The organism is Desertibacillus haloalkaliphilus, from assembly GCF_019039105.1.
Taxonomy (GTDB): domain Bacteria; phylum Bacillota; class Bacilli; order Bacillales; family KJ1-10-99; genus Desertibacillus; species Desertibacillus haloalkaliphilus.
Window position 1 is genome coordinate 1 of the sequence record NZ_JAHPIV010000002.1, and the last position, 24,615, is coordinate 24,615.

The 24,615-nt window shown below is 40.9% G+C and carries 23 protein-coding genes; 17 read left to right on the top strand and 6 right to left on the bottom strand.

From position 1 onward, the window contains the following. Positions 1-173 precede the first annotated feature (173 nt). From KH400_RS02190 to KH400_RS02205, 4 genes are all read right to left on the bottom strand, one after another. A complete protein-coding gene (locus tag KH400_RS02190) occupies positions 174-1,181 on the bottom strand; it encodes a FecCD family ABC transporter permease (protein WP_217221571.1) in 1,008 nt (335 codons plus the stop codon). Continuing rightward, positions 1,178-2,188, bottom strand: a complete 1,011-nt coding sequence (locus KH400_RS02195) for a FecCD family ABC transporter permease (protein ID WP_217221572.1) — start codon at positions 2,186-2,188, stop codon at positions 1,178-1,180. The genes KH400_RS02190 and KH400_RS02195 overlap by 4 nt, the downstream gene beginning before the upstream one ends. 114 nt (positions 2,189-2,302) lie before the next feature. Continuing rightward, positions 2,303-3,220, bottom strand: a complete 918-nt coding sequence (locus KH400_RS02200) for an iron-hydroxamate ABC transporter substrate-binding protein (protein ID WP_217221573.1) — start codon at positions 3,218-3,220, stop codon at positions 2,303-2,305. Then, positions 3,217-4,017, bottom strand: coding sequence for an ABC transporter ATP-binding protein (locus KH400_RS02205; RefSeq protein WP_217221574.1), 801 nt, complete (start codon positions 4,015-4,017; stop codon positions 3,217-3,219). Before KH400_RS02205 ends, KH400_RS02200 begins: the two co-directional genes overlap by 4 nt. Before the next feature lie 176 nt (positions 4,018-4,193). Here KH400_RS02205 and KH400_RS02210 point away from each other — a divergent pair, with 176 nt between their 5' ends. The 6 genes from KH400_RS02210 to KH400_RS02235 all read left to right on the top strand — a co-directional run bounded on the left by KH400_RS02210 (position 4,194) and on the right by KH400_RS02235 (position 9,797). Next, a complete protein-coding gene (locus tag KH400_RS02210) occupies positions 4,194-4,790 on the top strand; it encodes an MSMEG_1061 family FMN-dependent PPOX-type flavoprotein (protein WP_217221575.1) in 597 nt (198 codons plus the stop codon). 325 nt (positions 4,791-5,115) lie between these two features. Next, entirely contained in the window at positions 5,116-6,114 is a 999-nt protein-coding gene (locus tag KH400_RS02215) for an ABC transporter substrate-binding protein (RefSeq protein WP_217221576.1), read from the top strand. Positions 6,115-6,323: 209 nt separating this feature from the next. Further along, positions 6,324-7,334, top strand: coding sequence for a FecCD family ABC transporter permease (locus KH400_RS02220; RefSeq protein WP_217222055.1), 1,011 nt, complete (start codon positions 6,324-6,326; stop codon positions 7,332-7,334). Then, positions 7,331-8,356, top strand: a complete 1,026-nt coding sequence (locus KH400_RS02225; RefSeq protein WP_246589227.1) for a FecCD family ABC transporter permease — start codon at positions 7,331-7,333, stop codon at positions 8,354-8,356. Before KH400_RS02220 ends, KH400_RS02225 begins: the two co-directional genes overlap by 4 nt. A gap of 18 nt (positions 8,357-8,374) precedes the next feature. Beyond that, positions 8,375-9,190, top strand: coding sequence for an ABC transporter ATP-binding protein (locus KH400_RS02230; protein WP_217222059.1), 816 nt, complete (start codon positions 8,375-8,377; stop codon positions 9,188-9,190). Positions 9,191-9,236: 46 nt separating this feature from the next. After that, positions 9,237-9,797 (top strand): nitroreductase family protein, encoded by a 561-nt coding sequence (locus tag KH400_RS02235; RefSeq protein WP_217221577.1) that lies wholly within the window; start codon positions 9,237-9,239, stop codon positions 9,795-9,797. 123 nt (positions 9,798-9,920) lie between these two features. Here KH400_RS02235 and KH400_RS02240 read toward each other — a convergent pair whose 3' ends face one another. Next, positions 9,921-11,675: a S8 family peptidase gene (locus tag KH400_RS02240; protein WP_217221578.1), complete on the bottom strand. Its 1,755-nt coding sequence runs from the start codon at positions 11,673-11,675 to the stop codon at positions 9,921-9,923. Between the two features lie 208 nt (positions 11,676-11,883). Here KH400_RS02240 and KH400_RS02245 point away from each other — a divergent pair, with 208 nt between their 5' ends. The 11 genes from KH400_RS02245 (at position 11,884) to KH400_RS02295 (ending at position 24,301) form a co-directional block, all read left to right on the top strand. After that, a complete protein-coding gene (locus KH400_RS02245) occupies positions 11,884-13,341 on the top strand; it encodes an alkaline phosphatase (protein WP_246589229.1) in 1,458 nt (485 codons plus the stop codon). Positions 13,342-13,644: 303 nt separating this feature from the next. Further along, positions 13,645-14,790: an acyl-CoA dehydrogenase gene (locus tag KH400_RS02250; protein ID WP_217221579.1), complete on the top strand. Its 1,146-nt coding sequence runs from the start codon at positions 13,645-13,647 to the stop codon at positions 14,788-14,790. Positions 14,791-14,913: 123 nt separating this feature from the next. Continuing rightward, a complete protein-coding gene (locus KH400_RS02255; protein WP_217222062.1) occupies positions 14,914-16,524 on the top strand; it encodes an AMP-binding protein in 1,611 nt (536 codons plus the stop codon). An 88-nt stretch (positions 16,525-16,612) separates the two neighbouring features. Beyond that, positions 16,613-17,965, top strand: a complete 1,353-nt coding sequence (locus KH400_RS02260) for an acetyl-CoA carboxylase biotin carboxylase subunit (protein ID WP_217221580.1) — start codon at positions 16,613-16,615, stop codon at positions 17,963-17,965. 31 nt (positions 17,966-17,996) lie between these two features. Further along, entirely contained in the window at positions 17,997-18,209 is a 213-nt protein-coding gene (locus tag KH400_RS02265; RefSeq protein ID WP_217221581.1) for an acetyl-CoA carboxylase biotin carboxyl carrier protein subunit, read from the top strand. A 43-nt stretch (positions 18,210-18,252) separates the two neighbouring features. Further along, positions 18,253-19,161, top strand: a complete 909-nt coding sequence (locus KH400_RS02270) for a hydroxymethylglutaryl-CoA lyase (RefSeq protein ID WP_217221582.1) — start codon at positions 18,253-18,255, stop codon at positions 19,159-19,161. 38 nt (positions 19,162-19,199) lie between these two features. Next, the gene (locus KH400_RS02275) at positions 19,200-19,982 is read left to right on the top strand and encodes an enoyl-CoA hydratase (RefSeq protein WP_217221583.1); all 783 of its coding nucleotides are present in this window, start codon (positions 19,200-19,202) and stop codon (positions 19,980-19,982) included. A 51-nt stretch (positions 19,983-20,033) separates the two neighbouring features. Then, entirely contained in the window at positions 20,034-21,563 is a 1,530-nt protein-coding gene (locus KH400_RS02280) for an acyl-CoA carboxylase subunit beta (protein ID WP_217221584.1), read from the top strand. A gap of 81 nt (positions 21,564-21,644) precedes the next feature. Continuing rightward, positions 21,645-23,591 (top strand): AMP-binding protein, encoded by a 1,947-nt coding sequence (locus KH400_RS02285; protein WP_217221585.1) that lies wholly within the window; start codon positions 21,645-21,647, stop codon positions 23,589-23,591. Between the two features lie 158 nt (positions 23,592-23,749). Beyond that, positions 23,750-23,965, top strand: a complete 216-nt coding sequence (locus KH400_RS02290) for an alpha/beta-type small acid-soluble spore protein (protein ID WP_217221586.1) — start codon at positions 23,750-23,752, stop codon at positions 23,963-23,965. 84 nt (positions 23,966-24,049) lie between these two features. Beyond that, positions 24,050-24,301 (top strand): hypothetical protein, encoded by a 252-nt coding sequence (locus tag KH400_RS02295; RefSeq protein WP_217221587.1) that lies wholly within the window; start codon positions 24,050-24,052, stop codon positions 24,299-24,301. 67 nt (positions 24,302-24,368) lie between these two features. Here the strand turns inward: KH400_RS02295 and KH400_RS02300 are convergent, their stop codons facing one another. Beyond that, complete coding sequence (locus KH400_RS02300) at positions 24,369-24,551, bottom strand: hypothetical protein (protein WP_217221588.1); 183 nt, start codon at positions 24,549-24,551, stop codon at positions 24,369-24,371. Positions 24,552-24,615: the final 64 nt, after the last annotated feature.

The window sequence follows — 24,615 nt, forward strand, 5'->3', positions numbered from 1 at the left end:
AACTGACTAGAATAATATTTATTGGACAAAAATACTCCCCCTAAGGTAAAACAGATTTTTATTTTTTAATCTGTCTATCCTAGAGGGAGCATATCAAAAGGTAAAACCCCCCTTTTGCCCTAGCCTCTACATCATAAATGGACAGAGTTGGTTGTGGAGATAGATTTAATTCTTTACTTTTTCAATAATAAATACATAAAATAAGGGGCACCAATGAGTGCGACCATAATTCCCGCTGGTATGCCATCAGGGTCAACTAAATTTCGTCCAATGGTGTCCGCCAACAGTAATAACCAACCACCAATCAAGATGGCAACGGGGATAAATAGCTGGTTTCTCGGTCCTACAAGCGCTTTGGCAATGTGTGGAGCCATGAGACCGATAAAGGCAATACCCCCTGTAACTGACACCGCAGAGGCGGCTAATGCTACAGCTGTTAATAATAAAACGAGACGCTCTTTTTCAAGCGATATGCCAACACCAATTGATAGTTGTTCACCTAATCCAAGGATATTTAAGCGATTAGCTTTGTATAGAGTAAAGGGAATTAAAACCAATAACCATGGAAGGATCGCTAAAATAAACGGCCAATCCGATCCCAAAATGTTCCCAGCCAACCATTTAGCAATAAAATCAACTTTAGCGCGTTCAGCTGATGAGATTAGGACTATCATGACACCAGAAAGTGCGAGCGAGAAACCGACACCAACCAATACTAATCGAACAGGCTCGAGACCGGCATTTCGATCGTAAGCAAACAGGTAAATGAAGCAAGCTGTTAATAACGCCCCTAGAAAAGCAATGAGCGGAAGGACATAAACAAATGAACCAGCTTGTATTGGAAAAAACAAAAAGAAAACTGCAATCGCAACTCCTGCCCCAGCGTTAATACCGATAATCCCAGGATCAGCTAAATCATTTCGTGTTAACCCTTGTAAAATAGCGCCTGATAGAGCAAGTGCCATACCTGCTAACAATGTAATAATGATACGTGGTAAACGCACAGAAAATAAAACAAACTCTTCCTTAAATGTCCCTTGTCCGAAAATAGTAGGGATTAAGCGGTTATAAGATAAAGAGGAGTAGCCAATACCCATTGCAACAATTGACGTTGCGGTAATAAGTCCTAGTAAGAGCAATAGAATGATTCGTTGTTTTTTTAATAGCGAGTGATGGATCATGAGAATGCACTGCCTCCTTTACGAACGATGATGAGGAAGAAAGGTAAGCCCATCATTGCAACAATTGCTGCTACTGGTGTTTCAAAGGGGGCATTGATTGTTCGACCCAGTGTATCTGCTATTAACATAAATGTTGCACCTGCGATCGCGGACATCGGAAGGATAAAGCGATAATCTGTACCGACAATGGCACGAACGATATGAGGAATCATTAAGCCGACAAACGCTAAATTACCGACAAGAGCAACCGAGGCTCCAGCAAGCAAAATAATAACCATAAAAAGCGCCAATTTGATTAGAGCCGTTTTTTGCCCTAATCCGACCGCAACTTCTTCACTTAAACTTAAAATCGTCAGTTGTCTAGCTAAGAAAAGAGAAATGAAGATCCCGATCAAGATGAAGGGGACAATGACTTGAAGTTGAGTCCAAGTTGTTCCAATGACTCCGCCTGATGTCCACATCGATACATTTTTTGAGATTTTAAAGTAGATGGCAATCCCTTCGGCAATGGCGTAAAGGAATGCAGAGACGGCAGCACCAGCTAAAACAATCCGAAAAGGTGAAAAGTTCCCTTTTTTCATTGCACTAATACCAAAAACCATGATTGCTCCAATTGCTGCTCCGATAAAACAAGCGATCATAATGCTCAAGTAATTTGCAGAAGGGATAAAAGCAATCGTAATGGCAAGTGCTGCGTTTGCACCAGCCGTTAACCCAAGTAATCCAGGATCAGCTAGAGGATTTCTCGTTACCCCTTGCATAACCGCACCAGAAACCGCAAGTGCTGCTCCAACTAAAAGTGCGGCGATTTCACGCGGTAATCGAATTTCACGGATAATCGTAATGTGATCATTGGTAGCGTTCGTCGTAAGTGCTAGCCAAACATCTTTTGCAGATATGTTTGCTGCTCCAAAAGTTATAGCTATAATAAACATACCGATTAACAAAACGGATGCAACAATTAGTTTATAGATAAATGGGATCGTATGTTGTCGTTCATTTCTCATAAGCCTCTCATCTTTCTATTATAAAATAAAGGGTTGAGTCAAAAGGTCGCTTTGTACTCTTTTGACACCAACCCCGATACTAACGATATACTTTTGAGTAAACTTCCTAATTTGTTAGTTCTCTAGAAAGCTATCAATAAAGTAGTCTAACTGGAAATCTAATGTTACTGGGTCATTAAAGTAGAATTCATATAGGTTCACTTCAAATACGTTATTGTTTTGAACGGCTGGTATGTTGTTAAAAGTATCTGTTTCTTGGAAGGAGCTATCACTACCATCTGAACTCAAAATGACATAGTCTCCAGCAAACTCTGGCAGCACTTCTAGTGATAATGCATAGAAACCTGGCTCTAAAGCCTCTTCTTTAACTCTTTCAGGCATGTTTAATCCCATTTCTTGATAAAGGATTTCTGTCCCACGCCCCCAGTTGTCGCCATATACGTAAAATTGCTTATCAAAACTTTCAATGACAGATACTGTAGCATCTTCACCAATTTCTGCTTTAATCTCTTCTCCAGCGGCTTGAGCACGTTGTTTAAAATCATCAATCCAAGCTTGTGCTTCATCTTCTTTATTTAACAGCTTACCAATCTCTAAGTGCTGGGTTAAGTAATCAACTGCACCGTATGTATATGTGACGGTTGGAGCAATTTCATTTAGTTTATCGACGTTGTTAATGTTAGATAAGCCAATGATTAAATCAGGATCTAACTCAATAATCTTTTCTAAGCTTTCATCAGTTACTTCTTCAACATCATGTAAATGATCATCAAACTTTGGGTTCATTTTTGCCCAAGGGTCTACACCGACAAGGTTAACGTTTAATGCCATAACATTTCCTGCGTATGAAGATAGCACGACAACACGTTGTGGGTCAGCAGGAACTTCAATCGGGCCATTTTCTGATTCATAAGTTATCGTTTCAGTCGTGTCTTGAGGTGCTTCGTTTTGTTCTTCTGATGTTGTTTCGTTACTACACGCACTAATGAGTAGAGCTAGTACGAACATAAATGGGATGAATTGTTTTTTCATAGGGTTGATACTCCTTTTAATAGATTATATGTAATGCACATCGGTTTGCTTGTTCTAGGGTCACGTCCAACTTCGGCATCGATATGAAAAACTTTTTTTAGGACGTCTTTGTTCATTACTTCTTCAGAGTCCCCAGCTTTAACGATTTCTCCGTCTTTTAGAGCAATGATATAGTCGGCGAATCGAGCGGCTTGGTTTAAGTCATGGAGGACCATAACAATCGTTCGTCCTTGTTCAACATTTAAGTTTTGCAAGAGCTCTAAAACCTCTAGTTGGTGGGCCATATCTAAATAGGTGGTAGGCTCGTCTAGGAAAATAATCTCCGTCTCTTGAGCAAGTGCCATTGCAATCCACACACGCTGTCGCTGACCTCCTGATAAGGCGTCAACTGGACGAAATTTAAATTCCTTGATACCTGTAACTTCTAGTGTCCAGTCGATCACTTCATAATCTTTTTTCGATAAGCGTCCAAACCCTTTTTGATGAGGGAAGCGGCCGTAAGAAACGAGTTCACCGACGGTTAATCCACTTGCACTTTCTGGTGTTTGGGGTAAAATTGCCATTTTTTTCGCTAATGTTTTTGTGTTTTCTTTTGAGATATGTTCTCCATCTAAAATGACTGACCCAGATTGATGAGCAATGACTCTAGTAATCGCTTTCAAGAGTGTGGATTTACCACAGCCGTTTGAACCGATTATTGTGGTTATTTTTTTATCTGGGATTTCTACACTAAGGTTCTTTACAATGGCTTTTTCACCATAGCTTATGTGTAATTGGTCTGTATAAAGGCGTACCATGATGACCTCCAACCTAAATAGGTAGTTAATTTAATGATAATGATTATCAATATTGTTGTATTTAACTATAATATGAGTTTTTTTGACAGTCAATAGCCGAATTGAAAAATATTATCAGCTAGATTTAAGTTGTTTAATATGATATGTTCATTTAAAAAGTCGAAAAGAGGTTGTTTATGAAGCAGGTGAATTTTGCCGCGAACGCGATCACTTCAGAAGAGGAACTAAGGGAAATCATTGGTCACCCTCATCAGTTGGTTTTAAAAAAAAGCATTTCATTTATTGACGAAAAGTGCAAAGTGTTTATTTCGACGTCACCACTTTTGTTCCTGTCGACATCTGATTCCCATGGGAAATGTGATGTTTCTCCAAGAGGAGATCTTCCTGGGTCTATTAAAATTTTAAATAATAAGCAGCTAGTCATTCCTGATCGACCTGGAAATAAGCGCTTAGATTCAATATTAAATATTTTAACTAATCCTCAGATAGGTTTAATATTTCTTATTCCTGGCGTTGAAGAAGTGTTGCGTATTAACGGGCGGGCTACGGTCATTAATGATGGTGAAATCTTAAGCAAAATGAGTTTAAAGGGGAAAACTCCTTCACTTGGGATAGGTGTTGATGTGGAAGAGTGCTTTATTCATTGTCCTAGAGCATTAAAAGAGTCGAAGATCTGGAGCCCGGATATGTGGCCCGAAAAAGAAGAGGTACCAGCGATGATGGACATTTTTCGTGCGCATTTAAAAGTTAATGGAATAGATCTAAAAGAGTAAGAGTCTTATTAGAGTATTAGGGCGTATCCATATAGCTTTGGGATACGCCCTTTTTGGGGTAGGAGTGCGCTAGCAGGGACGAGAATCGAGGATGATAGCCTACTTGCACCGCCTTTGATTTAGTTAGAGGGTCGTACACTGGAGTGGGAGAAGCTGGTTCAAGAGTGTTGTAATGGTATAAATGATTTCGAAAAATAAAAAAGTTTATTGACATCTTCCTATATAAAATGTAGGATAATACCTATAAATGATAATCATTATCATTTATATAGTTTTACTGATAGTGATTTCAAGACTCGATTATACATAAGAGAGGGGAATTACAATGAAAAGAAAAACATCTTTGCTATTTTTTTTAGCAGTTATGCTAATAGGGATGGTCATCCTATCGGGGTGTGGTTCTGATCAGACGGGCAGTGAACCCGCACCAGAAACAGAAGTAGCAGATCAGACGGAAGAAACAAATGATACGGAAACTGCTGATACAAGAGTGATTACGCATGAAATGGGAGAAACAGAAATTAGTGGGACACCTGAACGAGTAGTTGTACTTGAGTTTTCATTTGTTGATGCACTAGCTTCACTTGGTATTACGCCAGTAGGGATTGCTGATGACGATGATTCGGAACGAATTATCGGCCCGATTGCAGAACAAATTGGTGATTATACGTCTGTTGGCGCGAGAAAAGAGCCGAGCTTTGAGATTATCGCAAGTTTACAACCAGACTTAATCATCGCCGATTTAAACCGCCATAAGGACTCATATGAGCAATTCAGTGAGATTGCACCAACGATCGTATTATCTAGTTTAAGTGCAAATTATCAAGAAAACATTGATGCATTTCCTGTGATTGCTGAAGCTCTTGGAGCAACGGAAGAAGCAAACCAACGTATGGCTGAACACGAGGAGTTAATTAGTGAATACAAAGCTAATGTACCCGAAGATGAACATCGTACATTCTTACCTGCAGTAGTAACAGAAACAGGTTTTCATGCTCACTCTTCGACTTCTTATACAGGGTCTTTACTTGAAACATTAGGATTTGTAAATGCGATTCAAGGTGAAGGTGTTGAAGATGCTACAAATAAAATTGATTTAGAAACAGTAGTAGAGCATAATCCAGATATTTTATTTTTAATGACGGCTGGTGGCGAAACCATTGTCAATGAGTGGGAAAATAACCCTTTATGGCAAGAAGTGAGTGCCGTAAAAAACGGCCATGTTTATGAAGTCGATCGTAATGAGTGGTCTCGTTTCCGTGGTTTAATTGCAGCGGAACTCATCGTTGAAGATACGATTAATCATTTATATGAACAGGAATAGGAAGTTCATCGGTATCGTCTCTTCGGTTCATTCAAAAAAAGCGGTAAAGTAGCTCTTCGCCGCTTTTCTTATCTTTTAATCTTGCTGTCGCTTAAAGGATAAGAAAAGCTGCGCGAAGACAATCTTTTCTTTTGGGAAAGTCTTATATATTGATTCATCTAAGGAAGTGACTTCGCGTGAATATTTCAACAAAACAAGGGCAAGTAAAAATGTTTAATCGATTGTCAAACCGATATTTTTATTTTGGGTTTCTTTTTATACTTGGGATTTCTGTTCTAAGTGTCGGGATATTGATGAGCACATCTGTAGGTATGGCTGATGTTCACTTCAGTCATGTGATCGAATCGTTTTTTATTGCTGATTTAGCTAAAGAGCATTTGATCGTGCAAACGGTTCGTTTACCGAGAGCTGTAATTGCTTGTATCATCGGAGCAAATTTAGCAGTCGCCGGTGCGATTATGCAAGCGATTACCCGTAACCCCCTTGCTTCGCCCCAAATATTTGGGATTAATGCAGGGGCCTCTTTCATGGTTGTTCTTTCCACTGTTTTATTTGCTGGATTCTCTTCATCTACGCTTGTTTATTTTGCTTTTATAGGTGCAGCCATTGGAGGAATCATGGTTTATTATTTAGGTTCTTCAGGTAGTGGTTTAACACCTGTGAAACTAGCTTTAGCTGGAATTGCCATTCACTTATTTTTGAGTGCATTAACAGAAGGGCTCATTATCTTTAATGAGCATACAACAGAAGGGGTTCTGTTTTGGTTAGCGGGAGCGATTGATAGTAAAAGTTGGCAAGATGTAAAACTAATATTGCCATGGGCTGTCACTGGGCTGATTTGTTCATTCTTGTTAGCTAAATCAATCAGTATCTTAAGTCTCGGTGATAATGTCGCCAAAGGACTAGGGCAAAGTATTGGCTGGATTCGGTTGTTATCAGGGGGGTTAGTCATTATCTTAGCAGGAGCTTCCGTTGCTGTTGCAGGTCCGATTGGTTTTGTAGGACTGATTATTCCTCATATTGCTAGGTATCTTGTTGGTGTTGATTATCGTGTAGTACTGCCATTTTCAGCTTTATTTGGAGCGATACTACTTGTCTATGCTGATGTGATTGCTAGGTTTATTGCATTTCCGTATGAGTCACCCGTTGGAATTGTGACGGCTTTATTAGGTGCCCCTTACTTCTTTTATTTAATCAGTAGGAGGCGAAAGATGTCATGATTAACCATGATACAAACCTAACTCATATGATAAGGAAAATAGATAGGCCTAAACTATTATTAATTATTTTACCGATTGCAATTATATTATTTTCTCTCATTAGTACTGGTGTAGGGGCAGTATTCATCCCTCCGCAAGAAGTGGTTGCTGTTTTGCTAGGCTCAGGAAACGATATGAATACATTCCTTATCGAAAGTTACCGAATTCCCCGAATTGTGCTAGCGATTCTTATAGGAGCTGGTTTAGCAGTTTCAGGGACCATTTTACAAGGAATTATTCGAAATCCATTAGCATCCCCTGACGTCATTGGAATTACAAAAGGTGCAGGGCTTGCTGCTGTTATCGTGATTATCTTGTTCCCGAATTCACCTGTTTACGTATTGCCTGTTTCTGCTTTCGCTGGTGCGATGGCTGTTGCTCTAATTCTTTATTTAATGGTTTATAAACAAGGGATTCAGCCGACAACCTTAGCTTTAGGTGGCGTTGCCTTAGGGGCAATCTGTCATGCGGGAATTCAGTATTTCATGATTAAGTATCCGCTTGAAATTAATGCAGCTTTAATTTGGTTAACAGGAAGCTTATGGTCACGGGGATGGGACCAAATTTACGGGGTTCTTCCCTGGATTCTTATTTTGTTACCTTTAACAATGGTTTTAGCGATAAAGCTAGATATTTTAAACCTTGGAGATGATGTCGCACAAGGTCTAGGTGAGAGTGTAACAAAAGTCCGCTTGCTTATGTTAATGATAGCTGTAGCTTTGGCCGCTTCTTGTGTGGCTGCTGTGGGATCAATCGGTTTTATCGGTTTAATTGCACCTCACATAGCAAGGAAACTTATAGGTGTGAAGCACAAACATTTGCTACCTATCTCAGCAATGATTGGTTCATTGTTGGTCGTAATAGCTGATGCAATCGGGAGAGGGATCGTTCCACCGAAGGAAATTCCGGTTGGGATTGTGATAGCCGTGATAGGAGCACCTTATTTTTTATATTTATTACGTAACTCAAAGAATAGTTTTTAAATTTAAAGGGGTGTAATGATGGGGAAGTTAAGTGCAGAACAACTTTATTTAGGATATGAATCTTCGACGATTGTTGAGAATTTAAACCTGACGATTCCAGAAGGCGAGATTACCATACTTATTGGTTCTAATGGTTGTGGAAAGTCAACGATTTTACGTTCCTTTGCAAGGTTATTACACCCAAAAAAAGGAGCAGTTTATCTTAACGGTGAGGACATTCAAAAGCAGTCGTCAAAATCGGTCGCCAAGAAATTAGCGATCTTACCACAGGGCCCACAAGCGCCGGAGGGATTAACGGTTAAAGAATTATGTTACTATGGTCGTCATCCTCATAAAGGTATCTTTTCTAAAAGTACAGATGATGATCACGAGATCGTGGAGTGGGCGCTTCATGCAACAGGGCTGACTTCCTTGGCAGAACGGTCTTTAGATGCTTTATCTGGAGGACAACGTCAAAGAGCTTGGATTGCGATGGCTCTGTCTCAAGGAACGGATCTGCTCTTATTAGATGAACCAACCACATATTTAGACTTAGCGCATCAAATTGAGGTGTTAGAGCTTTTAAAACGGTTAAATCATGAATATGGACGTACAATTATTATGGTTTTACACGATTTAAACCAAGCTTCTAGATATGCTGATCATTTAGTAAGTATTAGTGATGGCGACGTTTATCAGCAAGGGCCCCCGGCAGAAGTATTTACCGAAGACATGTTAAAGGATGTTTTTGGATTAGAGTGTAAAATCATTTCCGATCCTGTTGTTGGTACTCCAATGTGTGTACCGTTTGGTGTATCTAAACCTAAGAATGTCAAAAAAGCGATGTTAGGCTAATAGAACTACTTTTGGAAATCTATAAAAACTGAAAGGGGAAGGGTCTATGGAAGGGAAGACAAATTCTATTGTTGCTAAAGTAATCCGTGAACGTCGCTCAATCAAGAGCGGTTATACAGATCAACCTGTTTCACAAGAATTAATTCTTGAATTATTAAATGATGCGGTTTGGGCACCAAATCATTGTTTTAGAGAACCATGGCGCTTTATCTTTATACCAAAAGAGAATAAGGATGATTTTATTGAAGATATTGTGACCACCTATCCAAAAGAAGTTCAAGAAAATAAACGGCGCTATTTAAGTCAACCGACAGCTTTTCTCATTGTCGTTATGAATGAGGATCCAAGACAAAAGCAATGGGAAGAGGATTTTGGAGCAGTAAGTAGTCTTATCCAAAATTTCCAATTGTTAGCATGGGAACGAGAGCTAGGGGTTGTATGGAAAACAAACCCGCATATTCACGATCCAAAGGTGCGTGAAAGAGCAGGGGTGGAACCAGGAGAGAAGATTGTCGGCATTTTGCATATGGGATATTTTGACGAGGCTCCCAAAGCTAGAGAACGCACCCCAGCAGAGGAGAAGTTTACGGTATATAAGCGTTGTTAAAAGAGAATAAATACACCATTTCTAAAAGCAAGGAAGGATTGAAAGGAATACTTTTCATTAAATGATAAACAAAGCAGCAACCATCAAATGAAAATGATAGGGTTGCTGCTTTGTATTATGAAGTTACGGTTGATTCGTCAACTGAGGCGTAAGACGTTGCAGGAGTGTCGCCATTTGAGCACGGTCCATTTGCTCTTTTCCTGCGAATGTCGTCGCTGTCTTCCCTTTAAATACTTGGTGATGTGCTGCTGCAATAATGGCGTTACTTGCCCAATGACCTTCTACTACATCGGTAAATGGGTTTTGCATCTCAGCTGTTCGTTCTAATTGCAAAATGCGACTTAACATGGTAGCCATTTGTTCTCTTGTCATTGGTGTTTCTGGTGCGAATTGATTCGCTTCCAGCCCTCTCATAATACGATGTTGGGCTATGATTTCAATTTCTTCTCGTGCCCAATGGTTATAAATATCATGAAAGAAAGGAATGTCTTCTGGTGTACTTGTAAGATTAAGGACTCGAACTAAAATGACTGCAGCTTGTGCTCTTGTTAATTTTCCCTTCGGTGAAAAAAGGTTTCCTCCTGTCCCTTTCATCCAGCCACGCTCATACACTTCGTGAATGGCATCATTTGCCCAATGCCCAATTGTGTCTTGAAAATATTGCTGCTTGGGTACAGTAGGATCCGGTGAAGGCTCCTCAGGTACAGGATCATCTTGTATCTGGTCATCAGGTATAGTAGGATCCTCCGGTAAAGGTTCCTCAGGGTTAGAGTCATCTTGTGTCTGATCATCGGGTATAATAGGTTCCGGTAATTGAATGAGACCATAGCCAAACCAAGGGTCCCTTCCTGGTTCGCCTAAATCTAACGTATTCTCTCGTAATTCTTTTCGTAACTGGCTTACGTCCATGTCTGGGTAGTGTTGTTTCAGGAGCGCTAATGTTCCGGTTACGTAAGGGGCTGCCATACTTGTTCCATCTAATTGGACATAGTTATTGTGTAAGTACGTGCTTAAAATATTTACCCCAGGAGCACTAACTTCAACCGTAGGCCCTGTTGCCGAAAACGATCCTCGTCGATTATATTGATTTGTAGCAGCAACAGCGATCACAGAGTCGTATCTTGCAGGATAAGCCACAATATCCCCTATGCCTTGCGGATTCCCGTCGTTTCCGCCGGCCCCTACCACTAAAATGTTTTTCTCATAAGCTTTATCGACTGCATTTTTAAGTGCATTAGACTCTCGTTGCATCCCGAGGCTTAAATTGATAATGTCCATGTTATGATCGATTGACCAATCAATGGCGGCTATGATATCCGACAAATAGCCAAGTCCATCTTCATTTAATGACTTTAGTGCATAAATGGATGCTTCAGGAGCAACGCCAACAATTCCGATGTCATTATCATTTGCAGCGACAATGCCCGCAACATGTGTGCCATGACCATTATCATCATCATAAGAGTTAGTTCCAAATACAAATGTGGCTCCCCCAGAAATCGTTAAGTCCTCATGTTGAGCAATGCCTGTATCAACAATGGATATGTTTACCCCTTCACCGGTCAAACCATGATTATGAAAATTTGGGAGTTGGATCCTTTCATTCCCCCATGTTACCCGTTGCGGTTCAACAGAGACAAGTTGATCGGCTTCGACGGATAAAATGTTTGCTTGTTTCCTTACTTGATCTACATGCTCTAAGGGGAGGTAAACCGTTGCACTATCAACATTTTCAGGATCATCCATAATGATACCGTCATATGTCTCAACAACAGAAATGTCGTCTTCATAAACAACAATAAATCGCCCATACGTTTCAACATTTGATGCCGAGTCAAGCTGTATAGGAGGATCATCATTTGTTTGTAAAGGTGACATTCGGTCTACTTGAGGTTGAACACATGCTGTAAGTAGAATTAAAAGACTGAGTGAATAGATAAGGTTTTTTATTGTAGATCACCTTCCCTTTAGTTACGCATTTTCTGTTGTTAACATCCCCCAATTTCCTTGTGAACATGTCCAAGATTTGTGAGTGACCGTTTTTGAGCATGATCTTGGTCAAAAGTGGCAAAATAGGAAAGAAACTATGGCTATGATTTTTGAGAGAAAGTGGTGGATGCTGATGAAGCAGAAGATGATACAAGCTTTATTGGTTTTGTTGTTCATGGGGGGCTCAGTCAGTCCTGTTGCGGGGACGATGCTTAATCAGGTAGACATGCACACAATAAAACAAGAAAGCGTTCAAAACATTGATCAACCTAAAAATATTATACTAATGATTGCCGATGGTATGGGGGTTGGACAAATGGAGATCGCTCGTATATTTGAATATGGGAGGGAAGGCGAATTATTTATAGAAACCCTTCCACATACGGCTTTCATGAGAACATATTCAGCTGACCACTCAACAACTGATTCTGCAGCGGCAGGGACAGCTTTAGCAACTGGCCAAAAAACGAACAATGGTTTGATTGGAGTTTCTCCGGGCGGCGATGAACTGTTAAGCATTTTAAAGATATTCAAGGAGAGTGGCAAATCAGTTGGTGTTGTTTCGACCAATACAGTGACAGATGCGACCCCGGCTGCTTTTGTTGCAAATGTTGATGATCGTTGGAAAGGACAAGTGAAAATTGCCCGTCAGTTGTATGAAAATAACTGTGATATTATTCTTGGCGGTGGAAGGAAATTCTTTACTTCTGTTGAGGAAGATGAGGATTTACTATCATTATTCCAAAACAATGGGTATGATTACGTGCAAACAAAAGGCGAGCTAGCGAAGGTTAGGCCTGATGCTAATACAAAGTTACTTGGTTTGTTTCATGATTCACATATGAATTTTTTAGGTGATCGTGCCTATGTCGAAAGCAAAGAGCCTACACTTGTAGAAATGACTGAAAAGGCGATTTCAACAGCTTCACAAAACGAAGACGGATTTTTCTTAATGATTGAAGGAGCGAGAATAGATCATGCCTCGCATGCAGCCGACTTTAGTGGGATTTGGAGAGAGGTCATTGATTTTGATCGGGCTGTGCGTTCTGCAGTCAAATGGGCCCATCAAGATCAGGAAACATTAGTCGTTGTGGTGTCCGATCATGAAACAATGGGAGTTGCGGCCACAGAACCAATCGATATTGAAAGTCTCAAAAAAATTGACGTATCTCCGCAGTTTATGGCCGCACAATTGCAAGTCGATGAGCAAACGAACCGTTTTACAAACGAAAGCATTCATGCCGTTTTTTTAACATACGCGAACATAAATCTTACTGATGAAGAAATTGACTTGTTTCAAAGTGAAATTTTGGAGCGAGATGAAGGGATCTATCCAGAACATAAGGTAGGCTGGGAAATCGGAAGTTTCATTGCACAACATTATCAAGGAGGAATCATTGATTCAGATATCAGAAAAGCGAGTAAGACGACTTCGGGTCATACAAGTAACCTCGTGCCTATTTTTGCTTACGGTTTAGGTGCTAATAGGTTTAATGGAGTACTTGATAATACAGATATTCCAAAGATCATTTTGAGTATTAGTCGAATGAGATAAATCGTCTGAATGCAACCGTCTTTCCATAATGAAGGGCGGTTTTTTCCAGTTTATGGTATAAGTATACGATGGAACAAAAAGGGAAAGGCAAAGGAGGAATTTTCAAAACAGTTATTTGCTTGGGTCTATATGAGTTGTTATAGAGGAGACCAATCTAGCATAGAAATGAAAGGGGAAAAGCATTTTTAAAGTTATGTGATGAAGCAGAAGTACCTTTTTTGTATGGCTATTGGGGTAAATGTGAGAAGAACATTTGAACAAGTTTGGTCGTAAGAAAAGAAAGCACTTTTAGGAGGTCCTTGTATGAACTTTGATTTAACGAAAGAACAAATGATGGTTCGAGAGATGGTCAGGGACTTTGCCCAAAATGAAGTTGCACCAAAAGCGGAGTATGTTGATCGTGAAGCAGAATTTCCAATTGATACATTTCAAAAGATGGGTGAATTAGGGCTTCTAGGTATTCCGTTCCCTGAAGAGTACGGTGGATCAGGCGGAGATACAATTTCTTATGCCCTTGCTGTAGAAGAAATTGGTCGTGTCTGTGGGAGTACCGGGCTAAGCTACGCTGCAGCTGTCTCTTTGGGTGCCAGTCCGCTTTATTATTTCGGAACAGAAGAACAAAAGCAAAAATACTTAGTACCGCTTGCATCTGGGCAGGCACTTGGCTCGTTTGGATTAACCGAACCGAACGCAGGATCCGATGCAGGTGGGACACAAACCAAAGCGGTCCTTGATGGTGATGATTATGTGATTAATGGTGAGAAATGTTGGATTACCAATGCTGGATTTGCTAAGACCGTGATTGTAACTGCTGTCACCAGTAAAGATAAAAACGGGAAAAATATTATTTCAGCAATTATTGTACCAACGGATACACCAGGATTCACCATCAATAGTGATTACGACAAGATGGGCGTTCGGGGCTCAAACACATCTGAGCTTATTTTAGAGGATGTCCGTGTGCCGAAGGAAAATTTGTTGGGGGACCCTAAAAAAGGCTTTAAGCAATTTTTATATACATTAGATGGAGGCAGGATTTCAATTGCGGCATTAGCGGTTGGGATCGCGCAAGGGGCTTTTGATGCTGCACTTCAGTATTCAAAAGAACGTAAACAATTTGGGCAAACAATCTCCAAGTTCCAGGCGGTTCAATTTAAGCTCGCTGATATGGCAATGGAGATTGAATTAGCGCGTAACATGGTTTTAAAAGCTGCCTGGCTTAAAGATGAGGGGAAGCCATTCACAAAAGAAGGGGCATATGCCAAGCTATTTGCATCTGAAATGGCAACGCGCGTCTGTAACCAAGCGATTCAAATTCATGGCGGTTATGGTTATATGAAGGAATATGGAGTAGAACGGATGCTACGTGACGCAAAGTTAATGGAGATCGGAGAAGGGACTTCCGAGATTCAAAGACTTGTCATTGCTCGTCAACTAGGTTGTAGGTAATGAAAAATATCTACTCTAGCTAAGTACCTGACGAGATTGATATAGAAAATTATAAACAAACATAGGGAGAGATCTTGAGTGGCTGAGACATTACATCTTACCGTTGGCGATTTACTGTCAGAAATGGCGAACAAACAGCCGGACCATGAAGCTGTTGTTTACCCAGACCGTGGTTTACGTTATACGTATAAGCAATTTGATGAATTGTGCTGCCAAGCTGCAAAAGGTTTGATGAAGCTAGGTGTTAAGCGCGGAGAACATGTTGCCGTTTGGGCCACGAATCGTCCAGAGTGGCTTACGACTCAATTTGCAACTGGCAAAATGGGGGCTGTGCTCGTTACCGTCAATACAAGCTATCGAACAGCAGAACTAGAGTATTTATTAAAGCAATCGGATACGACAACGTTACTTTTAATGGATTCATTTCGGGATTCATCTTATATTGATATGCTTTATGACATCGTTCCAGAATTAAAGTCATCTGAACCTGGTAAGTTGAAATCTAAGAAATTACCATACTTAAAAAATATTATCTTTTTAGGCGAGGAACGTCATCCAGGAATGTTTTTGTGGTCAGATATTTTAGAAATGGGTGAAGATGTGAGTGATGCTGAGCTTATGGATCAAATGAACCGATTAGAGCCGGATGATGTCATCAACATGCAATATACGTCTGGAACTACTGGATTTCCAAAAGGGGTTATGCTAACCCATAATAATTTAATCAATAATGCGATCAATATTGCTGAGTGCATGAATGTAACAGCAACGGACCGTATGTGTATACCCGTCCCATTTTTCCATTGTTTTGGTTGTGTGTTAGGTACGATGGCTTGTGTGACAGTAGGGGCAACAATGGTTCCCCTTCAGGAGTTTGATCCGAAAACCGTATTACAAGCGGTTCAAAATGAGAAGTGCACCGCCCTTCATGGAGTGCCGACGATGTTTATTGCCGAGCTAAATCACCCTGACTTTGACAACTATGACTTATCACATTTACGAACAGGGATCATGGCTGGATCTAACTGCCCAATTGAGGTCATGAAGGCGGTTGTAGAACGCATGGGGGCTCGTGAAATTACAATTGCCTATGGTCAAACCGAATCTTCGCCAGTGATTACACAAACGCGAGTCGATGATCCACTCGACATAAGAGTAGGGACGGTTGGGCGTGCGTTGCCAAATGTGGAAGTGAAGATTGTTGAGCCAGGAACTGATAAAGAGGTCGCAAGAGGTGTCCAAGGTGAACTGTGTACGAGAGGTTACCATGTTATGAAAGGCTATTACAAAAATCCTGAAGCGACCGCAGCTACCATTACAGAGGATGGCTGGCTTCATACTGGAGATCTCGCAGTCATGGATGAAGCTGGATATTGTCGTATTACAGGGCGTCTTAAGGATATGATTATTCGTGGTGGGGAAAATGTTTATCCAAGAGAGATTGAGGAATTTTTATATCAGTATCCAAAAGTTCAAGATGTGCAAGTTGTTGGTGTCCCTGATCAAAAGTTTGGTGAAGAAATCTCAGCATGGATCATTTTAAAAGAAGGAGAAACAGCTACAGTTGAAGAAATCTATAATTATTGTAGGAAGATCGCTCGTTTTAAAATTCCACGATATATAGCATTTGTTGACGAATATCCAATGACTGCATCAGGTAAAATTCAAAAATTTAAATTAAAAGAGATGGCAAGTAAACAATTTCAATTACCTGACCAGTCACCACCCTCTTAATTTTGTAAGCGTTACCAACGGGTGTTTAATTTACTGAAATTTTTAAAGTGTTTGATTCATTCGATAAAAGTTACTAGAGGTGATGGTGTTGTTTAAAAAAGTGCTAATTGCCAATCGCGGTGAAATTGCTTGCCGAATTATTCGTACGTGTCAACGTTTAGGGGTTGCAACCGTTGCGGTTTATTCAGAGGCTGATGCTGAAGCTCCTCATGTCCAAATGGCAACGGAAGCCTATTTGATTGGGAAACCACGTGTGAATGAAAGTTATTTACAATTGGAACGCATTCTAGAGGTTGCAGCGCGAACGGGTGCAGAAGCGATCCACCCTGGGTATGGGTTACTATCAGAAAACCCAATGTTTGCAAAGCGTTGCAAAGAGGCTGGCATAGTATTCATTGGACCAGATGAAAATGTCATAGCCCGGATGGGAAGTAAAATTGAATCAAGAAAAGCAATGGCTGATGCGGGTATACCGGTAGTACCAGGGATCGCACGCCCGTTAACGGATGTTAATGAAGCTGTGCATGTCGCAAAAGAAATTGGATTTCCAGTGATGGTTAAGGCATCAGCTGGTGGTGGCGGTATCGGCATGCAAATGGTAGAAAATGAACAACAACTACGAAAAGCTTACGAAAGTAATCAACGACGTGCATCAGACTTTTTTGGTGATGGAGCGATGTATATTGAAAAGTATATCGAGAATCCACGCCATATTGAAATTCAAATCTTAGCTGATCACAGTGGAAATACGATTTATTTATGGGAGCGAGATTGTTCGGTTCAGCGTCGGCACCAAAAAGTGATCGAAGAGGCCCCTTCTCCTTTTTTAGATGAAGAAACAAGAAAGGAAATGGGTGAGGTTGCTGTCAAAGCAGCAAAGTCACTCAAATATACAAATGCCGGAACCGTTGAGTTTATCGTCGATGAACATAAAAATTATTATTTTCTTGAAATGAATACACGTCTTCAAGTTGAACACCCCGTGACAGAGGAAATTACAGGGTTAGATTTAGTTGAAGAGCAGTTAACTATTGCTGCAGGGAAGGATCTGAAGATAAGCCAAGATGAGGTGAAACGTTGTGGGCATGCGATTGAAGCTCGAATTTATGCGGAAGATCCGACGACGTTTTTTCCATCACCGGGGACAATCACAACGTTTCGACCATCAGAACAACCTTTTGTAAGGAACGAATGCGCGGTGAGCGAAGGCTCAGTTGTGACTCCATATTACGACCCAATGATTGCCAAGGTCATCGTATCAGCTCCAGACCGTAGCCAAGCGATTGAGAGGATGCTCAAAGCGTTAGAAGATTACGAAGTCGAAGGAATTAAAACAAATCTTCCGATGTTAAAGAAAGTCATCAGCCATGATGCATTTCAAGATGGAGCAGTAACGACTAAATTTGTTGCTCATTATTTACAAAATAAACCAATAAAATAAATAGAACAAGGATATGGGGAGGACGAACAAAATGAGTCAAGTGATAACGAATATGGCAGGGAATCTGTGGAAGTTACTCGTTAAAGAAGGTGATGAGGTAGAGGTAGGGCAGGAAGTGGCGATCTTAGAGTCGATGAAAATGGAGATTCCAGTTGAAGTTGAAATCGCAGGTACGGTAAAAGAAGTAAAGAAAGCTGAAGGCGACTTTGTGGATGAGGGTGATGTTTTGATCGAATTAGAATAAAAACGTTTGAAGGTACAGTGTGATCATTGAAAGGGGGAACGATATGAACTTTCCTACTAAAGCAATGATTAAAGAAGTAGGCCCTCGTGATGGTTTACAAAATGAAAATAGGTTTATCAAAACTGAGGATAAGATTGCATGGATCAATCAATTATCAGATTCCGGACTTAGCTACATTGAAGTAAGCTCTTTCGTCAATCCAAAGTGGATACCTGCACTAGCTGATGCTCTAGACGTTGCAAAAGGGATTACACGTCGAGAAGGGGTTACTTACGCGGCATTAGTCCCGAATCAAAAAGGGTTGGAACGAGCGCTCGAAGCAAAGATTGATGAGGTTTCGGTCTTTATGTCAGCGAGTGAAACTCATAACCAGAAAAATATAAATAAAAGTATTGAAGAGACTCTCCCTATTTTAAAGGACGTCGTCACAGACGGAATCAAAGCCGGTAAAACAACGAGAGGGTACATATCAACAGTTTTTGGTTGTCCGTATGAAAACGTTGTTGATGTGGAGCAAGTTGTACGTGTGTCAGAGCAGTTGTTTGAAATCGGGATTGATGAATTATCACTTGGTGACACCATTGGGGTTGCAAATCCAAGTCAGGTTCAGGATGTGCTCGACGTCTTGTTAAAGCGATTTCCAGCAGATAAATTAGCGATGCATTTTCACGATACGAGAGGTACAGCGATGGCTAATATCGTCGCTTCACTCGATATGGGGATCACGACTTTTGATAGTTCTATTGGTGGTCTTGGTGGCTGTCCTTATGCTCCAGGAGCTTCAGGGAATTTAGCGACCGATGATTTAGTGTATATGCTTGACGGTATGGGGATCACAACAGGAGTTGATCTAGAAAAATTAATGTCTGCTGCGAGATTTATTGAAGGGAAAATGGGTAAATCACTTCCTAGTCATCATTTGCAAGTTGCAGCAGAGAAGGGGTGTTCATAATGGTCTATTTTATGAACTCGATGTGGGGGGCTCATTCGGTGGATAAAAAAGTTTTGTATAACAAAGATGAGCATGGCATTGCGACTGTTGCGTTAAATCGCCCAGAAGCAGCTAATGCGTTGTCCTTACAAATGCTGTATGACTTACATGAAGTTCTTTATGATATTCAATTTGATCCAACTGTACGCTGTGTTGTCCTGACAGCTACGGGTGAAAAAAACTTCTGTGCTGGCGCTGATTTAAAAGAGCGTCAGGAGATGGAACCTACCGAAGTCCGTAAAACGGTGTCGTTGATTCGGAATACGATCAATGATATTGAGGCCTTGCCACAACCTGTCATCTGTGCAATCAACGGCAATGCTTTAGGTGGTGGCCTCGAACTCGCATTAGCATGTGATATACGTTTGGCGGCTAAAGGAAGTAAGCTGGGGTTGACTGAAACCTCATTAGCGATTATTCCAGGAGGCGGTGGAACACAGCGCTTGCCACGGTTGATTGGCAAAGGAAGAGCAAAAGAAATGATCTTCACAGCAAAGAAAATTGATGCGGCTGAGGCCGAATCGATAGGGTTAGTCGAATATGTAATCTCACAAGATGAATTGCTCAAAAAGGCAAATGAATTGGCAACACAAATCGGAGCGAATGGACCGGTCGCTGTAAAGCAAGCAAAGCTTGCCATCAATAAAGGTAATGAAACTGATCTGTCAACGGGGCTTGCGATTGAACAGAGTGCATATGAGATAACAATCCCAACGAAGGACCGTATCGAAGGCTTACAAGCATTTAAAGAAAAACGTTCACCGCAATATAAGGGGGAGTAGAAGCGTAGAAAGCTTGATGTGGATCATCAGCAAAAGGAGGATGATAAGAGGATGTCGGCAGAAAAGCACCTTCAAGAAAAACTAGAGCACATTGAGAAGGGCGGAGCAGCTAAATATCATGAAAGCAATGCGAAAAAAGGGAAGTTGTTTGTACGCGAGCGACTAGAACTATTATTTGATGATGGTATTGAATTTGAAGACGCAATGCTTGCCAACTGTCAGGCAGATGGTCTGCCAGCTGATGGTGTTGTAACCGGTGTGGGCAAGGTCAATGGTCAAACGGTTTGTGTGATGGCAAATGATTCAACCGTGAAAGCAGGTTCTTGGGGAGCGAGAACGGTTGAAAAAATTATTCGTATCCAAGAAACAGCAGAAAAGCTTATGGTACCTATGCTTTATTTAGTTGATTCTGCAGGAGCTAGGATTACTGATCAAGTCGAGATGTTTCCTGGTCGCAGGGGGGCTGGGAGAATCTTTTATAACCAAGTAAAGCTCTCAGGAAAAGTTCCGCAGGTTTGTTTATTATTTGGTCCTTCAGCGGCTGGAGGAGCTTATATCCCAGCCTTTTGTGACACGGTGATTATGGTCGACAAAAATGCTTCGATGTATCTGGGGTCACCGAGAATGGCAGAGATGGTTATTGGGGAGAAAGTATCCCTTGAAGAAATGGGTGGTGCTCGTATGCATTGCTCGGTATCAGGATGTGGAGATATTCTTGCACGTTCTGAGGAAGAGGCTATCGCCTTAGGGCGTGAGTATTTATCATATTTCCCAGCTAATTTTAAAGAGAAGACGCCTATTCACGAGGCGATCGCACCAAAAGCGTTTGAAAAGTCAATTGAAGAAATTATACCAGATAATCAAAATGCGCCATTTAATATGTATGAGTTAATTGAGCGTGTGATCGATGAGCATTCATTTTTTGAAATCAAAAAATTATTCGCACCGGAATTGATCACAGGATTGGCTAGGGTGAATGGACAAACCATCGGCATTATTGCCAACCAGCCGAGGATGAAGGGCGGGGTCTTATTTCATGATTCTGCCGACAAAGCGGCCAAATTTATTACATTATGTGATGCCTATCATATTCCATTGTTATTCTTAGCGGACATTCCTGGATTTATGATCGGTACGAAAGTTGAACGGGCAGGAATCATACGTCATGGGGCAAAAATGATTTCTGCCATGTCTGAGGCAACGGTACCTAAAATTTCAATCATTGTTCGAAAAGCTTATGGTGCAGGGCTATATGCGATGGCAGGACCTGCATTTGAACCAGATTGTTGTCTTGCATTACCGACGGCGCAAATTGCTGTGATGGGACCAGAAGCAGCCGTTAATGCTGTTTATGCAAACAAGATTGCTGAATTACCGGAAGAGGAACGTTCTCGTTTTATTGAGGAGAAGCGAGAAGAATATAAAGAAGATATCGATATTTATCGATTGGCATCTGAAATGGTGATTGATGGGGTGATTTCCGGAAATTCAATGCGTTCTGAATTAACAACACGGTTTTCTGCTTATATGTCGAAATACTTACTATTCTCTGAACGTAAGCACCCAGTATATCCAGTGTAAGCGAATCAGAGGTATACGCCAGCGATCTCGCTGGCTACATAGATTAAATAGATAAATAAAACGTTGAAGGAGATGGAGAAAATGTCAAAAAAAGCAGTTTGGTTTCCTAGTCAGGAATTAATTGAGTCAACACGCCTTTATCAGTGGATGGATAAGTTGGGGTACAACGATTATGAGCGTTTTCTTAAAGCATCAACAGATGATATTGCATGGTTTTGGGAAGAGGCTGAAAAAGAATTAAAGATTGAGTGGTATAAAGACTATCAAGAAACACTTGATTTATCTAATGGGGCGAAATGGCCTTCTTGGTACACGGGTGGTGAATTAAACGCTGTTCATAACTCTATAGAAAAATGGGCGAACAACCCAACGACTGCAAAGCAAAAGGCGTTAGTATGGGAAAGTGAAGATGGCATCGTTCAAACCTATACGTATCAGCAATTAAATGAAGAAGTTTCCCGCGTTGCTCATGGTTTAAAGAAAAATGGATTGACAAAAGGGGATATACTAGCGATTTACATGCCGATGCTTGCTGAAACGGTGATCGTGATGATGGCAGCAAGCAAAATTGGCGCTATTTATTCACCTGTTTTTTCAGGATATGGTGCAGATGCCGTTGCGACTCGGCTGCAAGCAGCCCAAGCGAAAATGATTGTCACCGCCGATGGCTTCTTGCGCCGCGGTAAAGAAGTAGCCATGAAAGAAGAAGCGGATCGCGCTGTCGCTGATTCCCCTTCCATAGAAAAAGTCATTGTTTATCGTAGGTTAAAAAGGGACATTCCATGGAATCAAAGTCGTGACCTTGATTGGGAGGATGTACGTAACACAGACCTATTAGAACAAACAGAATCAATGAAATCGGCTGATCCATTAATGCTGATCTATACCTCTGGGACAACAGGGCGACCAAAAGGAACGGTGCATACGCATGCCGGTTTCCCGATTAAATCAGGCTTTGATGCAGGCCTAGGGATGGATGTAAAACAAGGTGAGACGCTCTTTTGGTTTACTGATATGGGATGGATGATGGGGCCATTTCTTGTTTATGGGGGCTTAATCAATGGAGCAACGATTGTATTATATGAGGGAACACCTGATTTTCCAGAACCAGACCGCTTATGGAAGTTAGTGAGTGATCATGCGATTACGCATTTAGGCATTTCACCAACATTAATTCGCTCATTAATGAAGCACGGTGAGACTTGGGTTCAGAAACATGATATTCGATCCTTAAGGGCAATTGGCTCAACGGGCGAGCCTTGGAATCCAGAACCATGGCTATGGCTATTTGAAAAGGTCGGAAACCGGAACATTCCAATTTTTAATTATTCAGGAGGCACCGAAATTGCCGGAGGTATTCTTGGGAATGTATTAGTACGTCCAATAGAACCAATTACTTTTAATTCACCATTACCAGGCATGGATGTCGATGTATTTGATGAAAATGGTGACCCAGTCGAAAACCAAGTTGGCGAATTGGTCATTAAGCAACCTTGGGTTGGGATGACAAATGGGTTTTGGAAGGAGCCACAACGCTATGAAGAAGCGTATTGGAATCGCTGGAAAGATACGTGGGTGCACGGTGATTGGGTGATTAAAGATGATGAAGGATTCTGGACCATCACCGGAAGATCCGACGATATTTTAAATGTAGCTGGAAAACGTTTAGGACCTGCTGAACTTGAATCAATTCTCGTTGACCATCAATCAGTCGTTGAAGCAGCCACGATTGGAATCCCAGATGAAGTGAAAGGCGAAGCGGCCGTTTGTTTTGTCGTATTAGCACCAGCTTATGAAGCTTCAGAACCATTGAAAAATGAGTTAGTAACGTTGATTGCTGAAAAAATGGGGAAAGCGTTACGTCCAAAAGCACTTCACTTTGTCAATGATTTACCAAAAACCCGGAATGCAAAAGTAATGAGACGTGCGATTCGAGCGGCCTATACGCATCAAAATGCAGGTGATTTGTCTTCATTAGAAAACCCACAGTCTGTTAATGAGATTTCGAAGTTAAACAAACAATCATAAATAAAAAGGTGGGACTGGTCCTTACGTGTAATAATGTTGGGCCACCCCGCCTTTTTTTTACAACAAATAACAATCTGTTACCTAAAAATTGTTAAGCTGTATCATACATAGGATATCAGTTTTAAACACACTCTATGGGTACAGAAGGAGGTGATCACATGGCTACTAACAACAACAGCAACAACAGCAACCAATTACTTGTACCTGGTGTTGAGCAAGCATTAGATTCAATGAAGGTTGAGATTGCACAAGAGTTTGGTGTTCAACTTGGAGCTGATGCAACATCTCGCGCAAACGGCTCTGTAGGCGGTGAAATCACTAAACGCCTTGTTCAAATGGCTGAACAACAAATGAATGGATTTCCACAACAATAATAAATAGCAATGGCTATGAAGAGGTGGATGATACCACCTCTTCTTTTTTACCATGTGACATTACAGTGTAGAGGAGCATGTTCGATGAAGATTTGCCCACTATGTAACAATTTAGGTACGGTTGAAATGAGTTGTACAAAATGTCATCATCCACTTGAAGATAAAGGCCGGCTTATCGATTATTTTGATGATTATAGCGCTTATTTAGAAATTGATGATATGAAAAAAATTGATGGGATTCAAAATGACTTGAAAAATCACGAGTGTCCTCATTTGTTGTATTGTCCCAATTGTCAAAGTGACAAAGTGTTTCGGGTTACTGAGTGGAGCCATTAAAAAGAAAGAGGTTGCCGTAAAGAATCGATATACTGCTTTACGACAACCTCATAGAGATATCTACTTATTATGAACGTTCGGTTCGGTGAGGTGGTTCCTCTTTTTTAAAGTCATGTGCTTCTTCAATTTCACCTGAATCATCTTTCATACTGATGGACCCACCGCCTAAACCTTCATTAATCATGCGATCAACATCCATAAATAAATCTTCACGGGAACCGTTTGTAGGATGACTTTTCTTCTCAGACATACTTTCCCTCCTTTTTCTTATTAGTTTGTTCGTTCCCTTGAAATTTACTCGAAGAAGGTGAAAA